General features: G+C 48.0%; 24 protein-coding genes. 12 read left to right on the top strand and 12 right to left on the bottom strand.

Annotated elements, in window-relative coordinates; translation table 11 throughout:
- Positions 1 to 49: 49 nt before the first annotated feature.
- Positions 50 to 1,666, bottom strand: coding sequence for a BCCT family transporter (locus ACJAYR_RS14755; protein ID WP_415237310.1), 1,617 nt, complete (start codon positions 1,664 to 1,666; stop codon positions 50 to 52).
- Positions 1,667 to 1,881: 215 nt separating this feature from the next.
- On the opposite strand from ACJAYR_RS14755, the gene ACJAYR_RS14750 reads away from it, so the two are divergent.
- From ACJAYR_RS14750 to ACJAYR_RS14740, 3 genes are read left to right on the top strand one after another with little or no spacing between them, the layout of a single operon-like run.
- Positions 1,882 to 2,586: an ABC transporter permease gene (locus ACJAYR_RS14750; protein ID WP_415237309.1), complete on the top strand. Its 705-nt coding sequence runs from the start codon at positions 1,882 to 1,884 to the stop codon at positions 2,584 to 2,586.
- Entirely contained in the window at positions 2,586 to 3,299 is a 714-nt protein-coding gene (locus tag ACJAYR_RS14745) for an ATP-binding cassette domain-containing protein (protein WP_415237308.1), read from the top strand. The genes ACJAYR_RS14750 and ACJAYR_RS14745 overlap by 1 nt, the downstream gene beginning before the upstream one ends.
- A complete protein-coding gene (locus ACJAYR_RS14740; protein ID WP_415237307.1) occupies positions 3,296 to 4,156 on the top strand; it encodes a substrate-binding domain-containing protein in 861 nt (286 codons plus the stop codon). Before ACJAYR_RS14745 ends, ACJAYR_RS14740 begins: the two co-directional genes overlap by 4 nt.
- Here ACJAYR_RS14740 and ACJAYR_RS14735 read toward each other — a convergent pair.
- Positions 4,134 to 4,583: an Lrp/AsnC family transcriptional regulator gene (locus ACJAYR_RS14735; RefSeq protein ID WP_415237306.1), complete on the bottom strand. Its 450-nt coding sequence runs from the start codon at positions 4,581 to 4,583 to the stop codon at positions 4,134 to 4,136. The genes ACJAYR_RS14740 and ACJAYR_RS14735 overlap by 23 nt on opposite strands.
- Positions 4,584 to 4,724: 141 nt before the next feature.
- Between ACJAYR_RS14735 and ACJAYR_RS14730 the strand changes: the two genes are divergently transcribed.
- From ACJAYR_RS14730 to tgt, 7 genes are all read left to right on the top strand, one after another.
- Positions 4,725 to 5,006 carry a DUF6356 family protein gene (locus ACJAYR_RS14730; protein ID WP_415237319.1) on the top strand — a complete coding sequence of 94 codons (282 nt, stop codon included), beginning with the start codon at positions 4,725 to 4,727 and terminating at the stop codon, positions 5,004 to 5,006.
- Positions 5,007 to 5,166: 160 nt separating this feature from the next.
- Complete coding sequence (locus tag ACJAYR_RS14725; RefSeq protein ID WP_415237305.1) at positions 5,167 to 6,561, top strand: TrkH family potassium uptake protein; 1,395 nt, start codon at positions 5,167 to 5,169, stop codon at positions 6,559 to 6,561.
- 469 nt (positions 6,562 to 7,030) lie between these two features.
- Positions 7,031 to 9,736 carry a DNA gyrase subunit A gene (gene gyrA / locus ACJAYR_RS14720; protein WP_415237318.1) on the top strand — a complete coding sequence of 902 codons (2,706 nt, stop codon included), beginning with the start codon at positions 7,031 to 7,033 and terminating at the stop codon, positions 9,734 to 9,736.
- Positions 9,737 to 9,797: 61 nt separating this feature from the next.
- Positions 9,798 to 10,313 (top strand): pantetheine-phosphate adenylyltransferase, encoded by a 516-nt coding sequence (gene coaD, locus ACJAYR_RS14715; RefSeq protein ID WP_169545176.1) that lies wholly within the window; start codon positions 9,798 to 9,800, stop codon positions 10,311 to 10,313.
- 36 nt (positions 10,314 to 10,349) lie between these two features.
- Positions 10,350 to 10,835, top strand: a complete 486-nt coding sequence (locus ACJAYR_RS14710; protein ID WP_169545178.1) for a peptidylprolyl isomerase — start codon at positions 10,350 to 10,352, stop codon at positions 10,833 to 10,835.
- A 79-nt stretch (positions 10,836 to 10,914) separates the two neighbouring features.
- Positions 10,915 to 11,946, top strand: a complete 1,032-nt coding sequence (queA, locus tag ACJAYR_RS14705; RefSeq protein ID WP_415237304.1) for a tRNA preQ1(34) S-adenosylmethionine ribosyltransferase-isomerase QueA — start codon at positions 10,915 to 10,917, stop codon at positions 11,944 to 11,946.
- Positions 11,943 to 13,076: a tRNA guanosine(34) transglycosylase Tgt gene (gene tgt / locus ACJAYR_RS14700; protein ID WP_415237303.1), complete on the top strand. Its 1,134-nt coding sequence runs from the start codon at positions 11,943 to 11,945 to the stop codon at positions 13,074 to 13,076. The genes queA and tgt overlap by 4 nt, the downstream gene beginning before the upstream one ends.
- A 59-nt stretch (positions 13,077 to 13,135) precedes the next feature.
- Here tgt and ACJAYR_RS14695 read toward each other — a convergent pair whose 3' ends face one another.
- Both ACJAYR_RS14695 and ACJAYR_RS14690 read right to left on the bottom strand, forming a co-directional pair.
- On the bottom strand, positions 13,136 to 14,341 hold the full coding sequence (locus tag ACJAYR_RS14695) for an EAL domain-containing protein (protein ID WP_415237302.1): 1,206 nt from the start codon (positions 14,339 to 14,341) through the stop codon (positions 13,136 to 13,138).
- Positions 14,342 to 14,623: 282 nt separating this feature from the next.
- Positions 14,624 to 15,856, bottom strand: a complete 1,233-nt coding sequence (locus ACJAYR_RS14690) for a hypothetical protein (RefSeq protein WP_415237301.1) — start codon at positions 15,854 to 15,856, stop codon at positions 14,624 to 14,626.
- Here ACJAYR_RS14690 and ACJAYR_RS14685 point away from each other — a divergent pair.
- Entirely contained in the window at positions 15,837 to 16,322 is a 486-nt protein-coding gene (locus ACJAYR_RS14685; RefSeq protein ID WP_415237300.1) for a Spx/MgsR family RNA polymerase-binding regulatory protein, read from the top strand. The genes ACJAYR_RS14690 and ACJAYR_RS14685 overlap by 20 nt on opposite strands.
- Before the next feature lie 18 nt (positions 16,323 to 16,340).
- Here ACJAYR_RS14685 and ACJAYR_RS14680 read toward each other — a convergent pair whose 3' ends face one another.
- The 4 genes from ACJAYR_RS14680 to ACJAYR_RS14665 form a co-directional block, all read right to left on the bottom strand.
- A complete protein-coding gene (locus ACJAYR_RS14680) occupies positions 16,341 to 17,084 on the bottom strand; it encodes a hypothetical protein (RefSeq protein ID WP_415237299.1) in 744 nt (247 codons plus the stop codon).
- A gap of 17 nt (positions 17,085 to 17,101) precedes the next feature.
- A complete protein-coding gene (locus ACJAYR_RS14675) occupies positions 17,102 to 17,581 on the bottom strand; it encodes a hypothetical protein (RefSeq protein ID WP_415237298.1) in 480 nt (159 codons plus the stop codon).
- A 23-nt stretch (positions 17,582 to 17,604) separates the two neighbouring features.
- A complete protein-coding gene (locus ACJAYR_RS14670; protein ID WP_169545192.1) occupies positions 17,605 to 18,303 on the bottom strand; it encodes a ParA family protein in 699 nt (232 codons plus the stop codon).
- A gap of 595 nt (positions 18,304 to 18,898) precedes the next feature.
- Positions 18,899 to 19,666, bottom strand: coding sequence for an enoyl-CoA hydratase (locus ACJAYR_RS14665; RefSeq protein WP_415237297.1), 768 nt, complete (start codon positions 19,664 to 19,666; stop codon positions 18,899 to 18,901).
- A gap of 167 nt (positions 19,667 to 19,833) precedes the next feature.
- Between ACJAYR_RS14665 and ACJAYR_RS14660 the strand changes: the two genes are divergently transcribed.
- Positions 19,834 to 20,583: a sulfite exporter TauE/SafE family protein gene (locus tag ACJAYR_RS14660; protein ID WP_415237296.1), complete on the top strand. Its 750-nt coding sequence runs from the start codon at positions 19,834 to 19,836 to the stop codon at positions 20,581 to 20,583.
- Positions 20,584 to 20,589: 6 nt separating this feature from the next.
- Here ACJAYR_RS14660 and ACJAYR_RS14655 read toward each other — a convergent pair whose 3' ends face one another.
- From ACJAYR_RS14655 to ACJAYR_RS14640, 4 genes are all read right to left on the bottom strand, one after another.
- A complete protein-coding gene (locus ACJAYR_RS14655) occupies positions 20,590 to 21,357 on the bottom strand; it encodes an NAD kinase (protein WP_415237295.1) in 768 nt (255 codons plus the stop codon).
- Positions 21,358 to 21,392: 35 nt separating this feature from the next.
- The gene (gene moaA / locus ACJAYR_RS14650; protein ID WP_169545199.1) at positions 21,393 to 22,385 is read right to left on the bottom strand and encodes a GTP 3',8-cyclase MoaA; all 993 of its coding nucleotides are present in this window, start codon (positions 22,383 to 22,385) and stop codon (positions 21,393 to 21,395) included.
- Positions 22,386 to 22,484: 99 nt separating this feature from the next.
- A complete protein-coding gene (locus tag ACJAYR_RS14645; protein ID WP_415237294.1) occupies positions 22,485 to 23,597 on the bottom strand; it encodes a DUF2336 domain-containing protein in 1,113 nt (370 codons plus the stop codon).
- A 106-nt stretch (positions 23,598 to 23,703) separates the two neighbouring features.
- A partial coding sequence (locus ACJAYR_RS14640) for a sensor histidine kinase (RefSeq protein WP_415237293.1) occupies positions 23,704 to 24,178 on the bottom strand: 475 nt, incomplete at its 5' end.

Raw genomic sequence — 24,178 nt, 5'->3', positions numbered from 1 at the left:
AATAAAGGCTAAAAAAGTGAGGCCGGAATACCGGCCTCACAAGTGCAGGTTAATCTTTTAAAGCGTTTTTCAGCCCAATAAACAGACTGACGCACATAAAGAGTAGAACGATGGTAAACGGAAACCCGGTCGACACGGACATTGCTTGCAACGCGGTGAGGGCCTCTGTTCCGCCGACCAGCAACAGGGTTGCGGCAACCAGTCCTTCAAAAGAACACCAGAAGACCCGCTGCGAGACGGGGGCATCTGTTTTACCGCCCGCTGTGATCGTGTCGATCACAAGGGATCCAGAGTCAGAAGAAGTAACAAAGAACACGAGCACCAGAATAATACCAACGAAGGATGAAATTGCTGTAAGCGGCAAGGGTTTCAGCATTTCAAAGAGTTTAAGTTCAAGGGCCGCATCTTTGACCGGAGCTGTCGCATCCGCGAAAACCTGTGCAATGGCAGTTCCGCCAAACGCCCCCATCCACACCATGGTTACCAGCGTTGGAATGATGATGACGCAAAAGACAAACTCACGAACGGTCCGGCCTTTTGAAACCCGGGCAATGAACATCCCGACAAATGGTGACCAGGAGATCCACCAGGCCCAATAGAAAGACGTCCAACCTTGAGTGAAGTTTGAATCTTCGCGTCCAAATGGCATGGAGAGAGGAACCAATTCGGTAAGATAAGCAATGCTACCATCCCAAATGGTGGCGAAAATGGTTGCGGTCGGCCCTACGACAATAATGAAAAGCAACAGGAGTGCGGCAATTCCAATATTGATTTCCGATAAGATCTTCACACCTCCATCAAGCCCGCGTAGCACTGATATCAACGCAAGCGCGGTAATGAACGTGATCAGAATAACCTTGGCCATATTCCCGGTTCCCCAGCCGAACAGGAAGTTAAAACCGGCAAGTGCCTGTTCTGTACCAAAACCAAGAGAGGTCGCCAAACCAAAGAGTGTGGCAAAAACGGCCAAAGTATCAATAACATGACCGGGCCATCCCCAAACACGTTCTCCCAGAATGGGGTGAAACGCAGACCGCAGGGTAAGGGGCAATCCCCGATTAAAGGTAAAGAAGGCCAACGAAAGGGCAACAACAGCATAAATGGCCCAAGGGTGGAGTGCCCAATGGAAAATCGTTGCCGCCATACCAAGCTTTAATGCTTCGGCATGATCTGCCGCCGCGGCACCCAATGGGGCCCAGTCTGTTCTGACGCCGTTTTCAACAGAAGTCCCGCCTATTGCAGAGCCATAATGGGACATTGGTTCTGATACACCAAAGAACATCAGGCCAATCCCCATTCCTGCGGCAAACAGCATGGCGAACCAACCAAGATAGCTGTATTCCGCAGAGGCGTCTTTTCCGCCCAGACGGATGCCGCCAAGGGGTGTGATCATGAGAATTAGACAGAAAATAACAAAGATATTTGCAGCGCTTAGGAAGAACCAGTCAAAAGTTGAGGTTAAAAAGGGGCGCAACCAGCCAAAGAAGTCGGTTGCTTCGGCCTGAAACATCAGCGTGATCAAAACGAAGACGATGATGGATAAGCCAGATACCATGAAAACCGGATTATGAATATCGAGACCAAACAGGTTTACATTGTCCTGTCCGACTTCATAATCCGTCTCGATATGGTTCGGATCATTTTGTGTAGTCTCAGTCTCTGTCATGTGAACCCTCCCGTTATGACAGTGCGTGCCCATTATCGAAGGCAAAATTATATTTTTCTTATGTACGTTTTAAAACTAGCATTGGAGGAGGGGATAAAATGATTTGATTGCGCCGGTAAATCTTCTCTAACCGTCACTTCTGTGTCGCTCGTGGGATTGCTTCTTACTTCAAACTGCATTAGGCAAAGACTGAACGAGGGAGCGGACGAACAGACATGAATGATCTAATGGCGGGCGTATATGAGGCTTTCAGGCTTCTTTGGTCATTTGATTCCAATCTTGTCGAAATTTCTTTGCGGTCGTTACAGGTGTCATTTTCCGCGGTCATCCTGTCTGCAGCGCTGGGTCTTCCATTTGGTGCGTGGCTTGCGGTGTCCCGCTTTCGGTATCGGCGATTGGCAATTGCCTTGCTTAATGCCCTGATGGGGCTGCCCCCGGTTGTGGTCGGACTGGTGGTATATTTGCTTCTTTCCCGGTCCGGTCCGCTGGGCGTGTTGAACCTGCTCTTTTCACCGACAGCCATGATTATTGCGCAAGTCATCATTGTGACGCCCATTATTGCATCATTGACCCACCAATCACTGCGCGAATTGTGGTTTCAATATCATGATCTATTGATCTCGCTGCACACCACCAAATTGCAGCGAATGAAAGCCTTGTTATGGGATGGCCGCCGGGCGTTGCTGACTGCAACATTGACGGGCTTTGGACGGGCTATTGGGGAAATCGGTGCCATTATGATCGTTGGAGGGAACATTGATCATCTGACCCGTGTTCTGACAACGGCCATTGCGCTGGAAGTCGGGAAGGGTGATTTTCCGCTGGCATTGGGTCTTGGGATTATTCTCATCCTGCTTGCTGTACTGGTAAATATCAGCATCCATGTTTTGTCCCGCACGGAAAGAGAAGGAACGTGGTAATGACCAGTTTGTTTCCTGTCGCATTACGGGCGGTGACGGTGGGCCGTAAAAAGGAGACCCTGATCGGCCCGATTGATCTGGTCATCGAGGGGGAAGGATGCACCATTTTAATGGGCCCCAATGGTTCCGGCAAGACAACCTTGCTGAGACTGCTGCACGGGTTGGAGCGACCAAAAACCGGGTCGGTCGACTGGCAGGATAATTCTGTATCCGCGCAGAAACAGCAGTCTTTCGTTTTTCAAAGTCCAACAATAATGCGCCGGTCGGTTTTGGAAAATATTCTGTATCCTTTGAAGGTCAGGAATGTTCCGCAGCAGAGCGCTTTGAAAACGGCTGAAATCTGGCTGGAGAAAGTAGGCTTGCTGCCTGTTATGCACCAGAAAGCCGATGTTTTGTCAGGCGGAGAAAAGCAAAAACTTGCCGCCGCACGGGCCCTGATCACCGGTCCGAGCCTGTTGTTTCTGGATGAACCCACAGCCAATCTGGATGGTGCGTCCACCTTGGCGATAGAAGGTCTTGTGAAAGAAGCGATGGAACAGGGTACCAAAATAATTATGGCAACTCATGATATTGGACAGGCGAAAAGACTGGCAACAGAGATTTTGTTTATGCATCATGGAAAACTAAAAGAACAAACAGCGGCAGAGGCGTTTTTCGTGAAGCCCTGCACAGAGGACGCTTTGGTATTCTTAAACGGGGGGATCTTGTTATGAGAGCATTTTTGTGGGCATTGCTTTTTTTTACACTGACTTGTTCGGCAAGTTTATATCCATCACCTGCCGTCGCGGACGATCTGAAATTAGCGGTGACAACCTCGTTTCATAACTCTGGTTTGTCAGAAATCCTCATTCCCGAAATTAAAAAAGATCTGAAACTGGATGTTCATATGCTGGTGGTCGGGACGGGGCAGGCCCTTAAACTTGGCAGGGCCGGGGATGTGGATGCGATACTGGTGCATTCCAAAGCGGCAGAAGAGGACTTTGTCAGAGCAGGATATGGCACCCATCGAAAAGAGATCATGTATAATGATTTTGTGCTCATCGGGCCGCAATCCGATAGGCTGGATATTCCCTTATCAAAGTCAGTAACAGCTGCTTTTCAGAAAATTGCTCAAAACGAAGCCGTGTTTGTCAGTCGTGGTGATGATAGCGGGACAAATCGGAAAGAGGTGTCTATCTGGCAAATGGCCGGAATTACCAAAGACAAACGCGAGGGAGACTGGTACCGCGCGACGGGTTCCGGGATGGGGGCAAGTTTGAATACGGCAAGCGCGATGGGCGGATATATTCTCGCAGATCGGGCGAGCTGGCTTAATTTCAAGAATAAACGGGCGTTAAAGATCCTATACTCAGGCGATACTATTCTTTTTAATCAATATGCTTTTATTCCTGTAAATCCGGATCGGCATCCCCACACAAAAATAGATCTGGCAATTAAACTTCAAGACTGGCTGGTGAGTAAAAAAGGACAAGAACTGATCGGTCGGTATCAGTTGCAGGGTGAACAGCTCTTCTTTCCCAACGCTTCCAAGAAAAAGGTGATGCTCACTATACCGGAAGGGCTGTCGTAAATTTTATCTCTTCCATTGCGAAATTGGAACTGACGTCGGATAAGGTGACGGACTGAATAAGGCGCCTGTAAAACGTATCATAGGCGGCGATATCGGGAACCACGACTTTCAGAAGATAATCAACGTCTCCGCTCATGCGGTAGAATTCGGTTATTTCCGGAAAACGATCGACGATGGATGCAAATTTTCCAAGCCATTCAGGATCATGCTCGCTGGTTTTGATATTGACGAAAACCGTTACCGGAACCCCAATTTTTTCTCGATCAACAAGCACCACATGGCGTTTGATAAACCCTGTTTCCTCTAAAGATTTGATCCGTCTCCAGCAGGCAGTGCGGGAGCAGCCGACGCTTTCAGAAAGGTCTGCGGCCGAAATCCTGGCGTCTTGTTGAAGATGGAACAAAATCTTTCTGTCTATGTCATCCATGAAACAAATATCTCATAAAATTTTTATATTCGAAATAAAAGTGTCGATATTTTAGCATATAGCGCGAATTTTGGAACAAAATTCTCTGAAAATAGATCTAATCTACAGTCATTGAGTTGGGAACAGCATGAATTGAATGGAGTGGTCATGTCAGTCAAAGCTTTATTTTTGGATCATCCAAAATCAGTGAACGAGACGTATTTTGAGCATATGCAGATGTCTGCCGGTTTTGGTGGCTGGTTGTTGCTCGCAACTTTCTGTGCGTTTATGCATTCTCTTTTTCCGTTTTTATTTGAAAAAACCGCCAGCAATATCATCCGTCAGTTATATGGCCGGATGGTTACAAACCGCGTTGTAAAACCGTCTCCACGGTCCGAGGAAAGATCTGCGGCCCATCTGTCGTTGGACAGTGCTGCCCTGTAATGCTTTCCGGGCAGGCATAGAAAGCCGTTGACCTTAAGCACGTCAAAGCGCATAAATCCGACTGAGTTTGTCAAAAGGGGAATGCGCTGAAACCTGTATGCCCATCTGGATTTTGAGATGGCGGGTTTCAACTATATCTTGAATGAGACCGATACTTTTTGTGAACGGCGCTGTTCTTGCCATTATTTCCCTGCCTCTGCTTGTTATTGAGCTATTGAATACGGGCGCTGATTTGCCCTTTGTGAAGGCATTTGCTTTCATCATATTCTTGGGTGTCGGCTTGATGCTGGCATCGCGTGGATCAGCGATCACTTTTACCCATAAACAGACCTTTGTCCTGACAGCGTCAATCTGGGTGTCCTTGGTGGCGGCAGCGGCGTTGCCTTTCTGGATGTATGGCATGGCGTTGGAAGATTCAGTTTTTGAAGCCGCGTCCGGCATCACCACCACGGGGGCGACAGTCCTTGTTGGGCTGGATGAGATGCCCCATAGTATCTTGATGTGGCGCGCATTCCTGCAATGGCTGGGCGGTATCGGTATCGTCGTTACGGCAATTGCGATGCTGCCGTTTCTGGGGATCGGCGGGATGCAGCTTTTTAGGACAGAAAGCTCTGAATCATCTGAAAAGGAACTTCCCTCAGCAGCAAAATTGGCAACGACCACCCTATACTTTTATCTGGGTCTAACGGTTTTATGTGTGCTGGCCTACCTTGCTGGCGGCATGACCGGGTTTGATGCAATCGCCCATGCGCTGACAACGGTCAGTACCGGCGGATTTTCCACGCATGACGCATCGATGGGATATTTCGATAATCCAGTAATTTATTATACCTGCATTGTTTTCATGTATTTGGGGAGTATTCCGTTCCTCTGGTATATCCGGGCTGTCAGAAAACGCCAGTTTGGCAGCGAGCAGGTGCGGATTTACACGATTGGCCTGATCGTTGTGATCGGTGTAATGACTACCTGGCTGGTCGTAGCAAAAGATGAAACCGTGGGGAATGCCCTGCTTCACGCCGGGTTTAGTGTTATATCTATTGTAACCACAACAGGATACGCCATCTCTGATTATTCAGGGTGGGGCAGTTTCTCGCTGATGGTTTTCTTTTTTCTGATTTTCATGGGCGGATGCACGGGGTCTACTTCTGGCGGCATTAAGATTATGCGGTTTATCGTCAGTGCAAAAATGGTGCGTCAGATTATTCGCAAACAGATCTATCCTAACGGGATTTTTACAGAAAAATATGACGGCAAAAAAATTACGGATGATGTATTTGTCGGTGTCGCCAGTTTCGTCTTTGTCTTTGTCGCATCGTTCGTTGTCTTTGCCTTCATGTTGATGCCGTTCGGCTTGGATTTTGATACGGCAGTCAGCGCGTCAGCATCGGCTCTTGCCAATGTCGGGCCGGGAATTGGTACGCAGATCGGCCCTGCCGGGAACTTTTCTGCGCTGGATCCTGCTGTGAAGTGGATTTTGGCTGTGGAAATGGTTCTGGGCCGGCTTGAAATTTTTACCCTGCTGATCTTTCTAACGCCCCGTTTCTGGCGCCAGTAGTCTTTGGAACCCTCTTCATCATAGGTATTCTTGAAAGATAGGGGCAGAACCAGTGGCTTTTGGTCTGGTTCCCGCTCGGACAACTGACAGAAAAGAGGCTTATTCCGGAAGCCGCGTTGAGTGAAAGGCAGAAAAGATCACAATTCCTCACTAAGGGCGATCAACCAAAATGGCGTTCGCAATTCAAATGCGGGCCAAAGATTTTAGGCCTAAATCGGGACATTCCGGGAATTGAATAGGGTCAATGTGATGACCACGCATTTCGCAGATGCAATAGGTTGCACATAGTTGCTATTTCTTGTAGAACGAATGAGTGCTTGGACTCATAAGAAGCCAAGTGAAACAAAGTAAGTGATTTGCTGTTTCCGGGGGGAATTCCGAAGCAGTCCAACAGCTGGATGTTACCTTGAACGACGTTACCCTGCCTCCATCCGATAAAGATATCGTACCGGTCACTATCGAAGAAGAAATGCGTAAGTCCTATCTGGACTATGCTATGAGTGTGATCGTCTCTCGTGCCCTTCCAGATGCCCGTGACGGGCTGAAGCCAGTGCATCGTCGCATTATTTATGCCATGTACGAAAATGGCTACACCTCCGACAAACAGTTCAGAAAATCTGCACGTGTGGTTGGTGATGTCATGGGTCGTTATCACCCGCATGGTGATAGTGCAATTTATGATGCCATGGTGCGCCTCGCGCAAAGCTTTTCCATGCGGCTGCCTCTCATTCAGGGTCAAGGTAACTTTGGCTCGATGGATGGCGATAAAGCGGCGGCAATGCGTTATACGGAAGCCCGCCTTGAAAAGGCTGCGGAAAGCCTGATCGATGATATCGACAAGGAAACCGTGGACTTCGTCAATAACTATGACGACAGCGAGCGGGAACCGTCTGTTATTCCTGCGCGCTATCCAAACCTTCTGGTGAACGGAGCGGGCGGTATTGCGGTCGGTATGGCGACAAATATCCCCCCTCATAATCTGGGCGAAGTGATCGACGGTTCGATTGCGCTGCTGAACAAGCCAGAGACCACTGAAGAAGAATTGCTGGAATATGTTCCAGCTCCTGATTTTCCAACAGGCGGCGTTATTCTGGGGCGGTCCGGTTCCATAAGCGGACTAACCACCGGACGTGGTTCGGTTATCATGCGCGCCAAAGTGGATATCGAAGAAATTCGTAAAGACCGTCAGGCTTTGATCGTCAGCGAAATCCCGTATCAGGTTAATAAGTCACGGTTGGTCGAACAGATCGCTGATCTGGTTCGCTCCAAAAAGGTTGAAGGAATTGGCGACCTTCGCGATGAGTCTGACCGTCACGGCGTTCGCGTTGTGGTCGAGATCAAACGCGATGTGATGCCAGAAGTGGTCCTGAACCAACTTTATCGTTTCACGTCGTTGCAGACGTCTTTCGGCATGAACATGCTGGCGCTTGATCGCGGAAAACCGGAATTGATGAACCTCAAGCAATTGCTTGTAGCGTTTCTTGATTTCCGTGAAGAAGTAATTACACGCCGGACAAAATATCTTTTGCGCAAGGCAAGAGAGCGGGCTCATGTCTTGATCGGTCTGGCTATTGCTGTTGCGAATATTGATGAGATTATTAAGTTAATCCGAGGGGCGCCGGATCCTGTTACTGCACGGACAGAATTAATGGGCCGTCGTTGGCCCGCAAATTCCGTAGAAAGCCTGATCCGTCTGGTGGATGACCCGGAATATCCGATCAATGAAGATGGCACCTATCAGTTGTCTGAATTCCAGGCGCGGGCAATTCTGGATCTACGGTTGCAGCGTCTGACGGCTCTTGGCCAGAATGAAATTGGCGACGAATTAAAAGGGCTGGGTGACAAGATTGTTGATTATCTTGATATCCTTTCCAGCCGTCCGCGATTGATCAGCATCATTCAGGACGAGCTCCTGGAAATGAAAGAAAAATATGCGACCCCACGGCGGACGCGGATCGAAGATAACGAATTCGAGCATGATATCGAAGATCTGATCCAGCGTGAAGATATGGTCCTGACTGTCAGTCATAAAGGTTATATCAAGCGGGTTCCACTTTCGACCTACCGGGCACAGCGCCGGGGCGGTAAGGGGCGTGCGGGTATGCAAACCCGGGATGAGGATTTTGTCACTCAGGTCTTTGTGGTGAATACGCATACACCCGTCTTGTTCTTCTCGTCCTTTGGTCGGGTTTACAAAATGAAGGTGTATCGCCTGCCACTTGGAACGCCGCAAAGCCTTGGAAAAGCGATCATCAATCTTCTGCCACTGGAAGAAGGGGAAGTTATCTCAACCCTGATGCCACTGCCAGAGGAAGAGGAAAGCTGGAACGAGCTGGAAGTCATGTTCGCCACATCGAAGGGTAATGTCCGTCGTAACCGGTTAAGTGACTTCTCAAACGTTAAATCTAACGGCAAGATTGCCATGAAGCTGGACAGTGATGATCAATTGATTGGTGTCCAGATCTGTACCTCAGCGTCTGATATTCTTCTGGTGGCCAAGGGCGGTAAATGTATCCGATTCCAGGCGACTGATGTCCGGTTGTTTAAAGGACGGGATTCAAGTGGTGTACGCGGCATGCGTCTTGCTGAAGGTGACAGCGTTATTGGGGTGTCTATTCTGGGTCATGTGGATCTGGAGACAGAACAACGCGATATTTATCTGAAAGCCCGTCGTTCAGCAAATGAAGATGGCACGCCGACTGACCTGAACGGGCTCGATGAAGCTCGCTACTGGGAACTGTATGAAAAAGAAGAAGTCCTTCTTTCCATTACAGAAAATGGATTTGGTAAGCGGACAAATGCCTACGAATACCGGGTTACCAACCGGGGTGGCCAGGGCATTATCAATATCGAAACATCTGATCGGAACGGTCCGGTTGTTGCAACGATGCCGATTACCCCAGAACATCAGATTATGCTGGTTACCAATGGCGGAAAATTGATCCGGACACCAATTTCGGATATCCGGATTGCTGGTCGGAACACGCAGGGTGTTACTCTGTTCAAGACCGCAAAAGGGGAACAGGTTGTATCTGTAACCGCGCTTGAAGACGGAAAATCTGACGAGGACGGTGATGAGGATGAAAACCTTGTCGAAGGTTCAGTCATCGAAAACACCGGTGAAGGCGTCAGCGAACCCGATCCATCAGACAATAATGAGGAAGAGGGCTCCTGACGATCACGAGCCTAATAGAGAAAGCTAACGCAAGAAATAGCAAATCTGGAAGGAAACTCCGATGACAACTGAGCGTACTGGTTTGTACCCCGGCACATTTGATCCGATCACACTTGGTCATTATGACATTATTAAACGTGCCTCTAAACTTGTTGATACCCTGGTGATTGGCGTTGCCATGAACCCGGGAAAAAACCCTCTTTTTTCAGTGGAAGAGCGGGTTTCAATGGTCGAAAAAATGACACGGGAAATTCCCGGTACGAACTTTGAGGTTAAACCTTTCAATAATCTGTTGATGCATTTCGCAGAAGATTGTAATGCAAGCATCATTATCCGGGGCCTGCGCGCTGTATCGGATTTCGAGTATGAGTTTCAGATGGTGGGCATGAACCGTCGTTTGAATTCCGAAATCGAAACAGTTTTCCTGATGGCCTCGGATCAACATCAGTTTATCGCGTCCAGTCTGGTGAAAGAAATTGCCTTTCTGGGGGGGGATATTACGAAATTTGTGTCGAAATCTACGGCCGAAAAAATTGTTACCAGGGTTGATAAGATCCTGGCGGATAAATCGAATTAAAAAGGAACCTGCCCTGCAGGTGTAAAGGAGCATATTATGTCAGCAGATCTTGAAAACACACTCTATCTGGAACTTAAAGATGGCCGTGTTGTTATTGAACTGCGTCCGGATCTGGCGCCAAATCATGTGTCTCGCATCAAAACACTGGCGCGTGAAGGTTTCTATGACGGGATCGTTTTTCACCGTGTGATTGATGGTTTTATGGCTCAAACAGGTGACCCTTTAGGAAATGGTACTGGTGGATCCGGTCAAAATCTGGACGCTGAATTTTCTGGTGAAGCCCATGTGGAAGGAACCTGTTCAATGGCCCGTGCTGCGGACCCGAACAGTGCAGATAGCCAGTTCTTTATCATGTTTGGCCCAGCACCACACTTGGATAGCCAGTACAGCATCTGGGGTCAGGTGGTTGAAGGAATGGAACATGTTCATGCAATCAAAAAAGGCGATGGCATGATGAACGGTTCGGTTCAGGATCCTGACAAAATTGTAAGCATGAAGGTAGCCGCAGACGTTACTGAATAACCTCGGCTTATGCGGGTTGACTGCGAACGGCTTTTCTTAGGAGAAGCCGTTCGTTTCTGTTTTAAGGGCAGGGATTGCTATGCGTGTTGATGACTTTGATTTTACGCTTCCTGAGGAATTGATTGCTGATCGTCCGGTAACGCCGCGCGAAGCCGCCCGGTTGCTTGTGGTCGGTGACGAAATATCAGATCATCTGGTGGGGGAACTTCCTGATTTTCTGAAACCGTCAGACGTGGTGGTGTTCAATGATACCAAGGTTATTCCAGCTCGCTTAAGGGGAACGCGCCGCACAGCAAAAATTGAAGTCACGCTGCACAAGAACGTTTCCTCGGATACCTGGCATGCCTTTGCAAAGCCTGCAAAGAAGCTAAAACCGGGCGACATCATTCGTTTTTCCGACGACTTTACAGCTCTGGTTTCTCAAAAGCTGGAGGGCGGGGAAGTGGTTCTGGCTTTTTCGGCAGCGGGACCCTTGCTGATGGAAAAGTTGATGGTTTTCGGCGAAATCCCATTGCCGCCTTATATCGGCTCAATCCGTGCCGTGGACGAGCAGGACAAACAAGACTACCAAACAATCTTTGCGAAAGATGAAGGCGCGGTGGCAGCGCCCACTGCGGGCCTGCATTTTACACCAGAGTTATTGCAGCGGATCAAAGACAAAGGGGTAGACTGTGTTGCAACGACCTTGCATGTTGGTGCGGGCACGTTCCTGCCTGTGAAGGTGGATGATACCGATGATCATAAGATGCATGCTGAATATGGTATTTTGACGGAACAGGTCGCAGATCGATTGAATAAATGTCGGCAGGAGGGTGGCCGTATTGTCTGTGTCGGGACAACATCCCTTCGTTTGCTTGAAAGCGCTGCTGATGAAACAGGTCATGTTCATCCCTTCAAAGGCGAGACAGATATTTTTATTACGCCCGGCTACAAGTTCAAGGCGGTGGATATACTGATGACAAATTTCCACCTCCCGAAATCCACATTGTTCATGCTGGTTTCTGCCTTTAGCGGGTTTGAAACCATGCAGAACGCCTATGCTCACGCAATCGAACATAAATACAGATTTTATTCCTATGGGGATACTTCCCTGCTATATCCAAGATCATGACACAAAAAAAATTCTCATTTGATATTCATGCGCGGGACGGTGCTGCCCGGCGCGGTACTCTCTCGACTGCGCATGGCGACATTAGGACCCCTGCCTTTATGCCCGTTGGCACTGTTGCGACGGTAAAAGGAATGACCCCTGAGGCTGTCCGGGAAACCGGCGCCGATATCCTTCTGGGTAACACCTACCATTTGATGTTACGTCCCGGGTCAGAACGGGTCAAAAAACTGGGCGGATTGCAGAAATTCATGAATTGGGATCGCCCCATCCTGACTGATTCCGGTGGCTTTCAGGTGATGTCTTTGAATGAATTACGCAAGTTGGATGAGAACGGCGTTACTTTTAAATCTCACATCGACGGAAAAAGGTTCGAGCTGACGCCAGAGCGGTCGATGGAAATTCAGAATGATCTGAACGCGACTATTACGATGGCGTTTGATGAATGTACACCTTTTCCGGCCGACCATAAGGTTGCAGCAGAGAGTATGCGCCGGTCTATGCGGTGGGCGAAACGCTCCAGAGAGGCGTTTGAACACCGCCCGGGATATGGTTTGTTCGGGATTGTTCAAGGCTCTGTATGTGAGGATTTGCGTCACGAATCCATTGAAGCCCTTACGGACATCGGTTTCGAAGGATACGCTGTTGGTGGCCTTGCTGTGGGCGAGGGACAGGAAGCGATGTTCAGTACTCTCGAATTTACGACTCCGAACATGCCGCAGGATAAACCCCGTTATTTAATGGGTGTGGGAAAGCCGGATGATCTGGTAGGCGGTGTCATGCGTGGCATCGATATGTTTGATTGCGTCCTGCCAACGCGATCTGGCCGAAATGCGCAAGCCTTCACGCGTTTTGGCACAGTGAATATGAGAAATGCCCGACATCAGGAAGACCCCAGACCACTGGATGAAATGTGTGGTTGCCCGGCCTGTCGGAACTATTCGCGGGCGTATTTGCATCATCTGTTCAAAGCAAAAGAGATACTCGGCTCTGTTTTGCTTACGTGGCACAACCTTCATTATTATCAGGATATTATGGAGGAAATGCGCATTGCAATTGAGGCAGGAGAGCTTGCCAGTTATGCCCTGACTTTCCATGCCATGCAGGAACAGGGGGACATAGAGCCGGTTTAGTCGCCGGCCGTCTTATCGGGATTTTGAAGAATTGAGCGTTAGTCTTTCGTGAATTGGGCCTAGATAGCCATTCTGGTGCCAAGGATTTCATAGACTTTTTCGACGGGTAGGGGCTTGGAAATAAGGAAGCCTTGCCCATAATGGCAATCAAGATCACGATATAGGGATAGTTGTTCCCGCTCTTCAATACCTTCGGCAACAACTTCAATATTCAGGTTGTGAGCGAGGCCAGCAATGGCCCGAACGATCTCGCAACTGTCTTCGTCATTGAGCATGGTATGGGTAAAAGAGCGGTCAATCTTCAGTTTGTCGATCGGGAACTGATGCAGGTAATTCAGGCTTGAGTAACCCGTGCCAAAATCATCTAGAACAAGCTGAAACCCCAAATCCTTGATTTGATGAAGAATACCCTTTGCGTGGGTCGTGTCTTCCATCAGAACGCTTTCTGTGATCTCCAGTTGGACGTGAGACGTGTTGACGTTGGTATTGGCGATCATCTCTTTGAAACGATCAACGATGTCGGGAACAGCAAATTGTTTCGCTGAAATATTGATGCTGACAAATATTTCAGGGCTTCCCCCTTCAGCGGCAATCTTGTTGAAAGGGGCCACATGGCGGCACGCTTCTTCAAATACCCATTCCCCCAGCGGGACAATCGCGTTGGTTTGTTCTGCAATATCGATAAAGTGAAATGGGGAAAGTAATCCTCTGTCCGGGTGATCCCACCTTACAAGGGCTTCAAAACCGGCTGTAAATCCGCCTCTTAGGGAAATGATCGGCTGGAAATGCAAAACGAATTCATTTTGCTCAACAGCACGTTCCAATTCCTCTTTTGTCTTGAAGATTTCCACCAGTTCGTCACGGTTTTTATTAACCTTGTCTCGAACGGAACGTCTGTTTGGAGAGGGTATCTTTTCAGTTCTGCCCTCATGATAATGGCGCTCTGTCAGGCTATGGCACCGATCCATAAAGAAATTCAGAAAAAGGCTTACCATCGGATCAGATAGTTTTGCTTTTTCTTCTATTTCTTCCCGCGGTACAACCAGAAGCAAGCTGTCTTCTTCAGCTGTCGCAACACAATAATGGGGGGAATCAGGTATAACGCCATATTCGCCAAACATTTCGCCCGGGCCGACCGTATATTCCTTTAATACAGAAACTGCATCTTCAATTCTAACACTGCCCTGTTCGACGATATAGGCACACTGCCCTTCTTCGCCTACTGAAAGGACACGCTGGCCTTTTGTGACTTCTATGCGATGCAAGATAATGGCTCTTCAGTTGTTAACAATTAGAACAGGAAATTTCTCAAAAAAGAAGATTGAACAATTTCCCTTACTTTTTCGTTAAACTCGCGTGAATGAGGGAAAATATATTTTTTGAGTGGGGGAATGTAATCGAAGCTGCCGTTACCCTTAAAAGGGGGGGCTTGGAAAGAGGTTACGGCAGCTCCGATCAACCTTGGACAAGACAATCATCTAGGTTGAATATTAATATATTATTAAATTTTAATAAAATTAATCTATTATATTCTAATTGCGTGCGGTTTATTGCGGCGGGCTTTCATTGATACTCCTTGTTGTTTTCTCTTTTTTTCTCTTTTTTTTGGTGATTGAATTTTGTGAGGCTGACGCATTTAGCGCAATTTGAGCTTCTTGTGGGTCCAGTGTTCGGTCGATGAATCTGAAAACAAATTCAACGCTATATCCTGCCAAAAATGCAAGTGCTAAGGGGCTAAGCGAGGCAAAGGAGGGTTCTAACGACAGCAAGTCAGAATTACCAAGCGCGAGCGGGCTTTTTTCGTCACTTTCTGTGTTAAAGAGAAAACTGATCATGATCCCCGCCAACGGCCCTTGCGTCGTTCGAAGACTGTAGTTGATATAGGAGTTCATGGAAAAGGTGCGTCTGGCAATTTCCTTAGGCAGCTGCCGTAAAATAAAGAAACAGGCGCCAATCAGGCCATATAGAATGGGCAGGATATATCCGGTCAGGGCGGCCAGAAAATTCCCGGCCGCAACAAATTGTATATGTCGCTGTACTTGCAGAGATAGATCTTGAAAGCCAGCCTCCTGCCAGGGCTGACTGGTCAGGAAATTGACATTTGACCAAGTGCTGTTCCAGTTATCCAGATGATGGAAAGCGGCATCTTTCCATTGTGAATGCTCAATAATTTCCTTCTTCAGGGTTTCTTCCCGCACTTTTTCAAAATTGAAACTGCTTTGAGATGCCGCTTCGCTGGCTTCCTGAAGGTTAAGCTGTGATATCTCGCGTTTCAGTTTTTCGATAGCCTGACTTTGGGCCGTAATATCATCGACGATTGACCAACCGATATACCAATAGACCTGAACACCGATTAAGAGTGTGAGGGTTACAACAGATAACAGTTTGTAATTACTGGCACATTGACGCGAAAGAGGGCGTCTTGGTCGGCGGGTGAACCATCCTGTATGCTGGGCTGGATCGATTAGGCCTTCATAGGTTGCCCGAATGCTATCAACGGAAATTGGGCTCAATGTATTGGATATCCGTTGGTAAGCCATCCAAAAATTACCCTCCAACGTACTTTCCAGTGGACCGTCCTTTATCGCGTTTTTGGCTTGTATGACTGTCGCAATGGTTTCTTCGTCCAGTTCGATCGCATTTTCCGATGCGGTCATGATAATCAGCACAGCGTTTTCGATGGACGCGGCAAGTATCTGCTGACTGCTTTCCGCCTTATTCGAAAGCGGTGGTTCAAGAAAACAGCGATAGATGGTTTTTATGAAATCAATGAACGTCATTTTTCAGCCCCCTTGTGCCCCTAAAGGACGTGACGGCATTGGTTTTGTGAGGGGCCTTGCTGTTATGCCAGACAGTGTTGTACACAGACATAAACGTCAGAAAGGAAAAGCGTTGATTACAATTTACGGAATTCGCAACTGCGACACGATCAAAAAATCACTGAAATGGGCCGATGAACAAGGGTTGGAGCATCATTTTCATGATTACCGCAAAGAACCGGTTAGCGAAGAGCATCTGTTGAAATGGCTGAAGGAAATCGATCGGGATGTTTTAATCAACAAGCGCGGAACGACGTATCGAAAGTTGACAGACGCGCAGAAAGAAGCGTTGGAAGGGGACGGGGTCGTCTCTTTGTTGCAAGAACAGCCCACGATAATGAAGCGCCCTCTATTTGATCTGGGGAATGGCGTCTTTGTTGTCGGTTTTAAAGACGAACAGAAAGACGCCGTCCTGGCCGCCCTTTAAGGGTTTGGCCGAACCGGGTTATTGCAGCTTCTGTATGTAGCACAACACATGATCGATATCGCGGCCGCTCTCACTGAGGGGCAGCGCGATCACTCTTAATGGGCATTCGCCGGTCAGGGTCGGGAAAAATTCAGTTGTGTGGGCCGGCTTGCGGGTACTGGATACAGTCTGTCCAACACTCAAGATCCAATCCACGATCATGGGGGTGAACTCAATACGCCCCAGAATTTCTTCCTCGGACAATTCACCATAAGCGGCTTGCCGGATTGCGTGTGTGAAATCAAATTTCACCTGAAGGCGTCCAATATCCCGGTTGCAATGCACCAGAATACAATTTGGCCAATTCTTGCCGATCACATTCGGATCCAGTGACTGGTGCGATGGGTAACGACGTCCGCCCTCCCGGATTTCCATCCAATAGCTTAAGATGTCTCCGTGGGTGGCAGGCTTTTTGCCCCAACCATTGGCAGCCGCAACCGCTCTGTCTGCGGACGCCTTACGGCGGTCTGGTGTACCCTTACTCCAGCCTGTGTTGGTCGGACGAGGTGGCTCTGGCAGTGTTTTTTCACGTTTCTCAATTGGCGTCGTATCAAAGTTGTCCAGCTCAGTTGCCAGTGCTGCCAAGCGATCCGTGATATCCCCGATTTTACGCGAGGGCTCTTGCCCAAGCAGATCCGCCTTTGGTTTTCTGACCTTAATCCGTGTCAGCGATGCCGCGTTCGACCCGTTATCGCCTTCCTCTTTGTCCAGAATATCTCGCATGGCAATTAATCCAAATGTTAGCTGAAAAATTTATCCTTGATGCAAGCGCAGGCATCGGGAATGAGGTCTGTACCGTGTTTTTCTACATACTCCTTCAACGCATCCTCGATAATTGCCTGTGAGGAAAGGCGGGAATGTGCGGAAATAAGTTTTAGATTGAGATGTTGTTCCGGTGTCATCCGAATGCTCATTCTAACACGGCCCAAGGCATCTTTTCTCATATTGGAAGAAGCGCGCGCCTGACGGACGACGGTTTCTTCCTTGATTTTTGCAGATTTTGGCGTTGAAACCAGCAAGCTATTATTACTTTCTTGCGGTCCCGGGTCAGACACTGAAGCCGATGGCTGAGGGTCCGGATTTGACGAACGGCTGCCGGAATAGATTTTTTTGGCGCGTTCGGAGGTTGCCAGTAATTCCTTTGGCAGCATGGATTGTGTCGCTGGCCCAGCTGATCCCTTGGAACTAATTAATGAACTTGATAAAAATGCGGCTTTCATGGGAACTCTCTTCCTTTGGGCACTTAGTTAAAGGCTGTCTGGGAGGTTTGCAGGGTCGGCTTGTTTCTTTGTCGGCTGATTTCAGGTGCCAAACCGGCTGGCTTTTTTTCAATGCGGCCCTGAATGTAGCTCCACAGTCTTGCAAGCTCTTCACTGGATTTGGACTGCTCGTTCAATTCCATCACAGTCCGGCCATCAATCATGCTTGAGGCAAAATCCACACGTTGGTGCAGGATCGAGGGTGCCAGAGTGCCATGTTGCGACAAAGCAATCGCGGCCTCGCTTGTAATTCGGGCTCTGGGTGTTGCGCCGTTTACGACAAAGACCAGTGGTGTTTCCAGCCCTTCAGCCAGTTCCACAGTCGCCCCTACGGCACGCAGATCATGCGGGCTGGGACGCGTTGGAATGATAAGCAGGTCCGCCAATCCAATCACCGTAGCAATGGTTTCCGTAATTGCAGGTGGTGTGTCAACAATCAGGAGTTTGATCCCCATATGCTGCATCCGGGCAATATCGTCTTTCAGATTTTCTATTGAGGTTCTTGCGAACAAAGGCGTTTCTGCCTCGCGTTCATTCCACCATTCAGAAAGGCTTCCTTGTGGGTCTGTATCGACAAGCGCTACCGGTCCCATACCAGAGAGTTCTGCTTGGACAGCTAAATGACCAGCGAGGGTCGTCTTTCCTGAACCGCCTTTTTGAGAGGCTACTGCAATTACTTTCATCTATTTTCTCCTGCCACAGGGAACTGTGTTGTCGAGTCGTTGAAAATGAAAGTATCTGCAAAAAATTAAATTTAATTTACGAATTGGAAAGTAATCGAGTAAAACTCGCAGTGTATTTAGTAAAAATTTTATCAGTTTTCTGGTGAACGAGTGAGGTGAAGGTTCTGCGCATAGGCGCTGATTTTATTCTTGTCGGAAAGCCAGTTTATATCGTCGCCTAATATATCGGCTTTTAAAGGGTGGGGACGATCAAACACTTGCATTGTCAGTTGCGCGTTAAAACAGGTAGCGAAAAGACATCAGGCACTTTTACTCAATTTGATTGTCGGACACTATGCGGATTAAAAAATTGACTTCTTAAAACCTGAAAACGGTCAACCATGCAGGCTCTTCAGGGCGAAAGGTTAAGTCAAATCATTGGGGCGACACCCGCAACTGGCGACAACCCGCTTTGAAAAAGTCGTTCATCCTTTTGTTTATTCTATAAAGCGAGTGTGCTGCGTTACCGGCCGTTGAATGACAAGAGAGCACGCTTCGATCGTCCCGCCGAACAAAGAGTGCTCTCTTTGGTTTTTTGCAAAAGGCGCGTGGCACCTTAGTTGAACTTTTTGAAGTCGGGGGCCCTTTTTTCCATGAAGGCTTGCATCGCTTCGCGGGCTTCTGCGGATGTCAGGCGGGTACTAAATATTTCCAGCTCTGCATACATGTGTTTCATTACGGCTTCGCTGTCATTTTTGAGAAGGGCTTTTGACAAGCGAAGGGCTTCCGGTGCTTTTGCTGCGAGCGCCTTGGCTGTATTCAGCGCCACGGTTTCCAATTTGTCTGCCGGAACAACCTCATTCACGATGCCATAGGCATGCGCTTTTTCGGCATTAAACTTGTCCCCGAGCAGAAGCAGTTCAGAGGCGCGCTGATGACCCATGATTTTTGGCAGAAGAAGACTGGATGCGGCTTCCGGCACAAGGGCCAAATTAACAAATGGAAGAGAGAAAACGGCGTCTTCTGAAGCATATACCAGATCACAGTGCAGCAGCATAGTGGTTCCAACCCCAACTGCGATGCCATTCACGGCACCGATCAATGGTTTGCGGATGCTGACAAGGGCTTTCAGGAAACGTTCTACCGGCTTTTCTTCTTCCTGGGTGGCACTTTGTAGAAAGTCCATCAGGTCATTCCCGCTTGTGAAGCTGTCTGCGGTACCGGTAATGATGGTAACACGTATGTCAGGGTTATCCTCTGCCTCCAGAAGACTGTCTGCCAGAACGGCGTACATTTCCTGGGTTAGCGCATTTTTCTTGTCGGTCCGGTCGATTTTCAGGGTTTGAATTCCGTCGCTCACGGACACCTTAACAAAATCACTCATTTTTTTACCTTATTGTTTTGGGCTGGTATAAAAAGACATTAGCGGATATTTTCCATCAGGTCAGCTATGACGTAAGGGAAGGGAGTGCATTTTTTGTACCCACCCTTTTCGAGTAGTCTGAAATCGCGACTTTTTTTCCACTCCTTCTCTGCCCAGGCAGGTTTCCCATGCAAGATGCTTTGTTGATTATTGGTTGTATTTTCCTGCTCGCAGGGACAATTAAAGGCTTGGTTGGTATCGGCTTGCCTACGGCTGCCATCTCTTTGACCACGCAGCTTGATGTGGTTAGTGAGCCGCAATTAGCGGTTGCTCTGGTGATCTTTCCAATGATGATTTCAAATGCCTGGCAGGTTTATCGAGGGGGCGATATTGTAAAAACAGCCCGCCAATACTGGCCATTTTTGATCATCATGCTCATCATGATTTACGTGTTCGCGCATGTGAGTGCGTCCATCCCTGCCGAGAGTTTTCTGATAATACTCGGCTGTGTGATTGTTCTTTTTGCCCTTACCAGCCTTTTTGTGAAGCCTGTTTACCTTACTGATAAATATGATCGGCCTGTTCAGGTCGTCGCCGGCGGAATATCCGGCATTATGGGCGGGCTTACGGGGATCTGGTCTCCGCCCATGGTTATTTACTTTTTATCGCGGCGTGTGGAAAAAGATGATTTCGTCAGAGCGTCTGGCTTCCTGATTTTCTTTGGTAGTATTCCTTTGTTTTTTGGCTATTGGCAAAGTGAGATCATGACGGAAACGGTGGCTCTAACCTCTTTATTGCTCACCATACCGGTTATCGCTGGCTTTACGATCGGCGAGTTCATTCGCCGCAAAATGGATGGCGGCCGCTTTCAGAAAGTGCTGTTGATTATTTTTCTGTTGATGGGGCTCAACCTAATTCGCAAGGCGATCGGGTTCTAACCTTGCTTAATACTGGAACTGCTCGTCCAAAATACGCATTTCAAGGTTATGCTCTTCATCAAACAGCAGTTTAATGCAGATGTCAGGTTCTTCCTGGACGGTAACCGTTGCAACATCTCGGACTTCAACGGCATCTGCCACGGCGCTGACCGGCCTTTTCTTAGATTCGATGATCTTGAATTTAATCTGGGCTTCGCGGGGAAGAATGGCTCCCCGCCAGCGTCTCGGCCGAAAGGCACTAATGGGAGTGAGGGCAAGGGCGCCAGCATTGACCGGTAAAATCGGTCCATGAGCGGATAGATTATAGGCCGTGCTGCCCGCTGGCGTTGCCACAAGGACACCGTCACAGGTCAGTTCTTCAACTTTTACTTTCCCGTCAATTGAAATCTCGATCTTAGCCGTCTGGCGGCTTTCACGCAGCAAGGATACTTCATTGATAGCAAGCGCTTCGGTTACCCGTCCATGCATATCCGTTGCGGCCATTTTTAACGGGTGGAGTTTGGTAATGACACCGGCTTGCAGGCGCTCAAACAGGTTTTCTTCTTGATAGTCGTTCAGCAAAAAACCGACGGTCCCTTTGTTCATTCCATATATGGGAAGACCGGACGCCATATAACGATGCATGCTTTCCAGCATGAATCCGTCACCCCCTAAGGCGACAATGACATCCGCCTGAGAAATTGAATATTGACCATATTGATGGATAAGCCGCTTATGGGCGGATTGCGCATTTTCAGTATCGCTTGCCGTGAAGTGTATTTTCCATGATGTCATATTATTTTTTTAATCTCTTTGGATGGCAAACGGCGTTATCCGCCGGTGACACTCATGTGGCGGGAAACCGCAGGCTTATGATCGGACGTCCGGTCAATTACGAAGTCATGGCCTTTGGGTTTCCGTCCAATGGCTTCATCAATCGCCGCATCCAACTTGGATAATCCATTTTCAGACCGGATAACCTGTTTCAGATCAGCGCTATCCTCCTGTCCAAGGCACATATAAAGCATTCCCGTACAGGTCAGGCGCACCCGATTGCAACTTTCACAGAAATTGTGGGTTAGGGGAGTTATAAAACCGATACGGTTCCCGGTTTCGCCGACCGACACATAGTCCGATGGCCCCCCTGTTTTATAGTCGCTTTCCGTCAGGGTCCAGTTTTGTGAAATCCGTTCTTTAAGTTCGGATAATGGTAAAAACCGGTCAGAGCGCAGCTCGTCAATAGCCCCCATAGGCATGGTTTCAATAAAGGTGATATCCATATCCCGGCTGCCAGCCCATCGGATCAGGTCGTCCGTTTCATGGTCATTAAATCCGCGAACAGCAACGGTATTGATTTTGATTTTCAAGCCCGCATCCTGCGCAGCATCAAGGCCCTGCATCACTTTGTCCAGGTTGCCCCAACGGGTAATGTCCTGAAAGCGATCCGCATCCAGTGTGTCCAGCGATACGTTTAATCGGCGCACCCCTGCGGCATAGAGGTCTTTTGAATATTTGGAAAGCTGGCTGCCATTGGTCGTCAGGGTCAGTTCATCCAGTTCCCCACTATCCAGATAGCGACCCAGATTCTGAACCAGTTCCATTATGCCTTTTCGAACCAGCGGCTCACCCCCTGTCAGGCGAACTTTCCGCACACCTTTTCGAATGAATGATGCGGTTACCAGCTCCAATTCTTCCAGGCTGAGGACATCTTTTTTGGGCAAAAAAGTCATGTTTTCAGCCATGCAGTATTTGCATCGGAAATCGCATCTATCCGTTACGGATACACGCAGATAGGTTACGGCTCTACCAAAAGGATCAATCACAGCATTTGTCCACTAATCTGTGCCGCGAGGGCGGTACAATTCATCATGCTAACAGAGTATATCTTAATTCTGCTTTTGCAAGTGGCAGACACGAATGTGTTACGAGCTTGTTTGAGAATATTTTATGAGACCGTTGATAAAGTCTTTGTTGTTCAAGGCCCGTTTCGCAGCATCAAGCTTAAGAAGGCTATAAAAACCTACGACCTGTTCTTTCTGTTCGGAGGAGAACCCATTGCCAGATTGAAGCGCTGTATTTGTCAGGTCAAAAATAGTCGAAAATACTATAGGATCGAGGCCTAACACTCGGCAGGCAACTGCCAGTAGTTGGGGGTCGTCAGCATACAGAATTTTCTGGACTTCTTTTCTTGGTATATCAAGCAGTTTGGCAAAGGAAAGTTCAAAGAGATCAATTTCACCCTGCCTCAGTGACTTCAGTAAGAACCCATTTGAAAGCTCTCCCGCAGTGAATAATTTGTTGACGAGCATGGAAGATGGGTCGCTATCGCTCGTAATCTCTTTTACGCTTTGGGCCTGCTCATCAGCAGAGACAACCAAAAGATCCGGGCTGATGTCGAAATTGGAGACAATATATTCTCGCAAGGCAATCGACACCCATTGATACATTTTTTGTGCAATTTTTTCGGGTAAAAAAGGCCTTTGAAGCAAAGGTTTTTGATACTCAAGAATTGTTTGTGATTGGATGCAAAACAACTCGAGTATGTCTTCTGGTATAGCTGCGGTCTTATTTTCGATTAAGCAAAGGCACACGTCATTATTGTTTGTGTCGGAGAGCGCGCGGGAGACGGCCTCCCCGATATTGGTTCTGGCGGCGACGGCAAGCTGGTGTTGAACGGATCTTGTGCGCACAACTTCGCAGAGGTCTTCTTCATCCAATAAACCACAATCCTGCAGGATCGGTAAAGCAACGTCATATTCTTCATTTGCAAGAAAAATCACAAGATCAATCGGTATGTCTTTGTTTTTGCTGATATTTTTTGAGAAAGAGGCTCTAACTGAACGTTCGACATCAGAGGTGATGCGACACATAATGTCAGCCATCAATTCTTTTTCAGCGCGAGAAAATCCCTCTTCCTCACAAAGAAAGTTTCCTATTTTTTCATAGAGAAACTTACGTTGTGTTGGGGACTTATCTTCGGCCAGCTCAACCAAATTCAGTATTTGATTAATATTTTGCTGTCCATCAGAACTCACATGCACCTACCTTTAGAAATAAGACTAGGTAACAATATTGTTCTCTGAACGTTAAAAAAAAATAAATTTATGGTAGAACTGGAAAAATAGTTGATTAAGGGGCCAATTATAACATTAAGGGTAGGGTTATTGTGAAACGGCTCCCGTTACCGGGCTCACTTTCGACAGAAATGTCACCCCCCATAAGGCGGGCAAGCTTTAACGAAAGTGTTAATCCTAGGCCTACGCCATCCTCGCCGCGGCTGTAGATACCGTTATGGGCCTGCTGAAAGGCTTCAAATATTTTCTCTTGTTCGGATTTATCGATACCGGGCCCGGTATCCCAGATTGTTACCAGCAGGGCATCGTCCTGAATGACAGTATCGATACCGATGGTCCCGTTTTCAGGGGTAAATTTTACAGCATTTCCTAGGATATTGACGATAATTTGTAAGCATCTTGTTGGATCGACCTTTAAATCGAAGTCTTGATCAATATGCGTCTGAGAAATATCAATATTTTTGTCGGACGCGTGTTTTTGAACGAGAATCACAGCATCTTCTGTCAACGTCTTTAAGGAGGTTTTGACTATCTCCACGGAA

It is taken from the genome of Sneathiella sp. (assembly GCF_047631475.1).
Taxonomy (GTDB): domain Bacteria; phylum Pseudomonadota; class Alphaproteobacteria; order Sneathiellales; family Sneathiellaceae; genus Sneathiella.
This window is presented reverse-complemented; position numbering and strand designations above follow the sequence as displayed.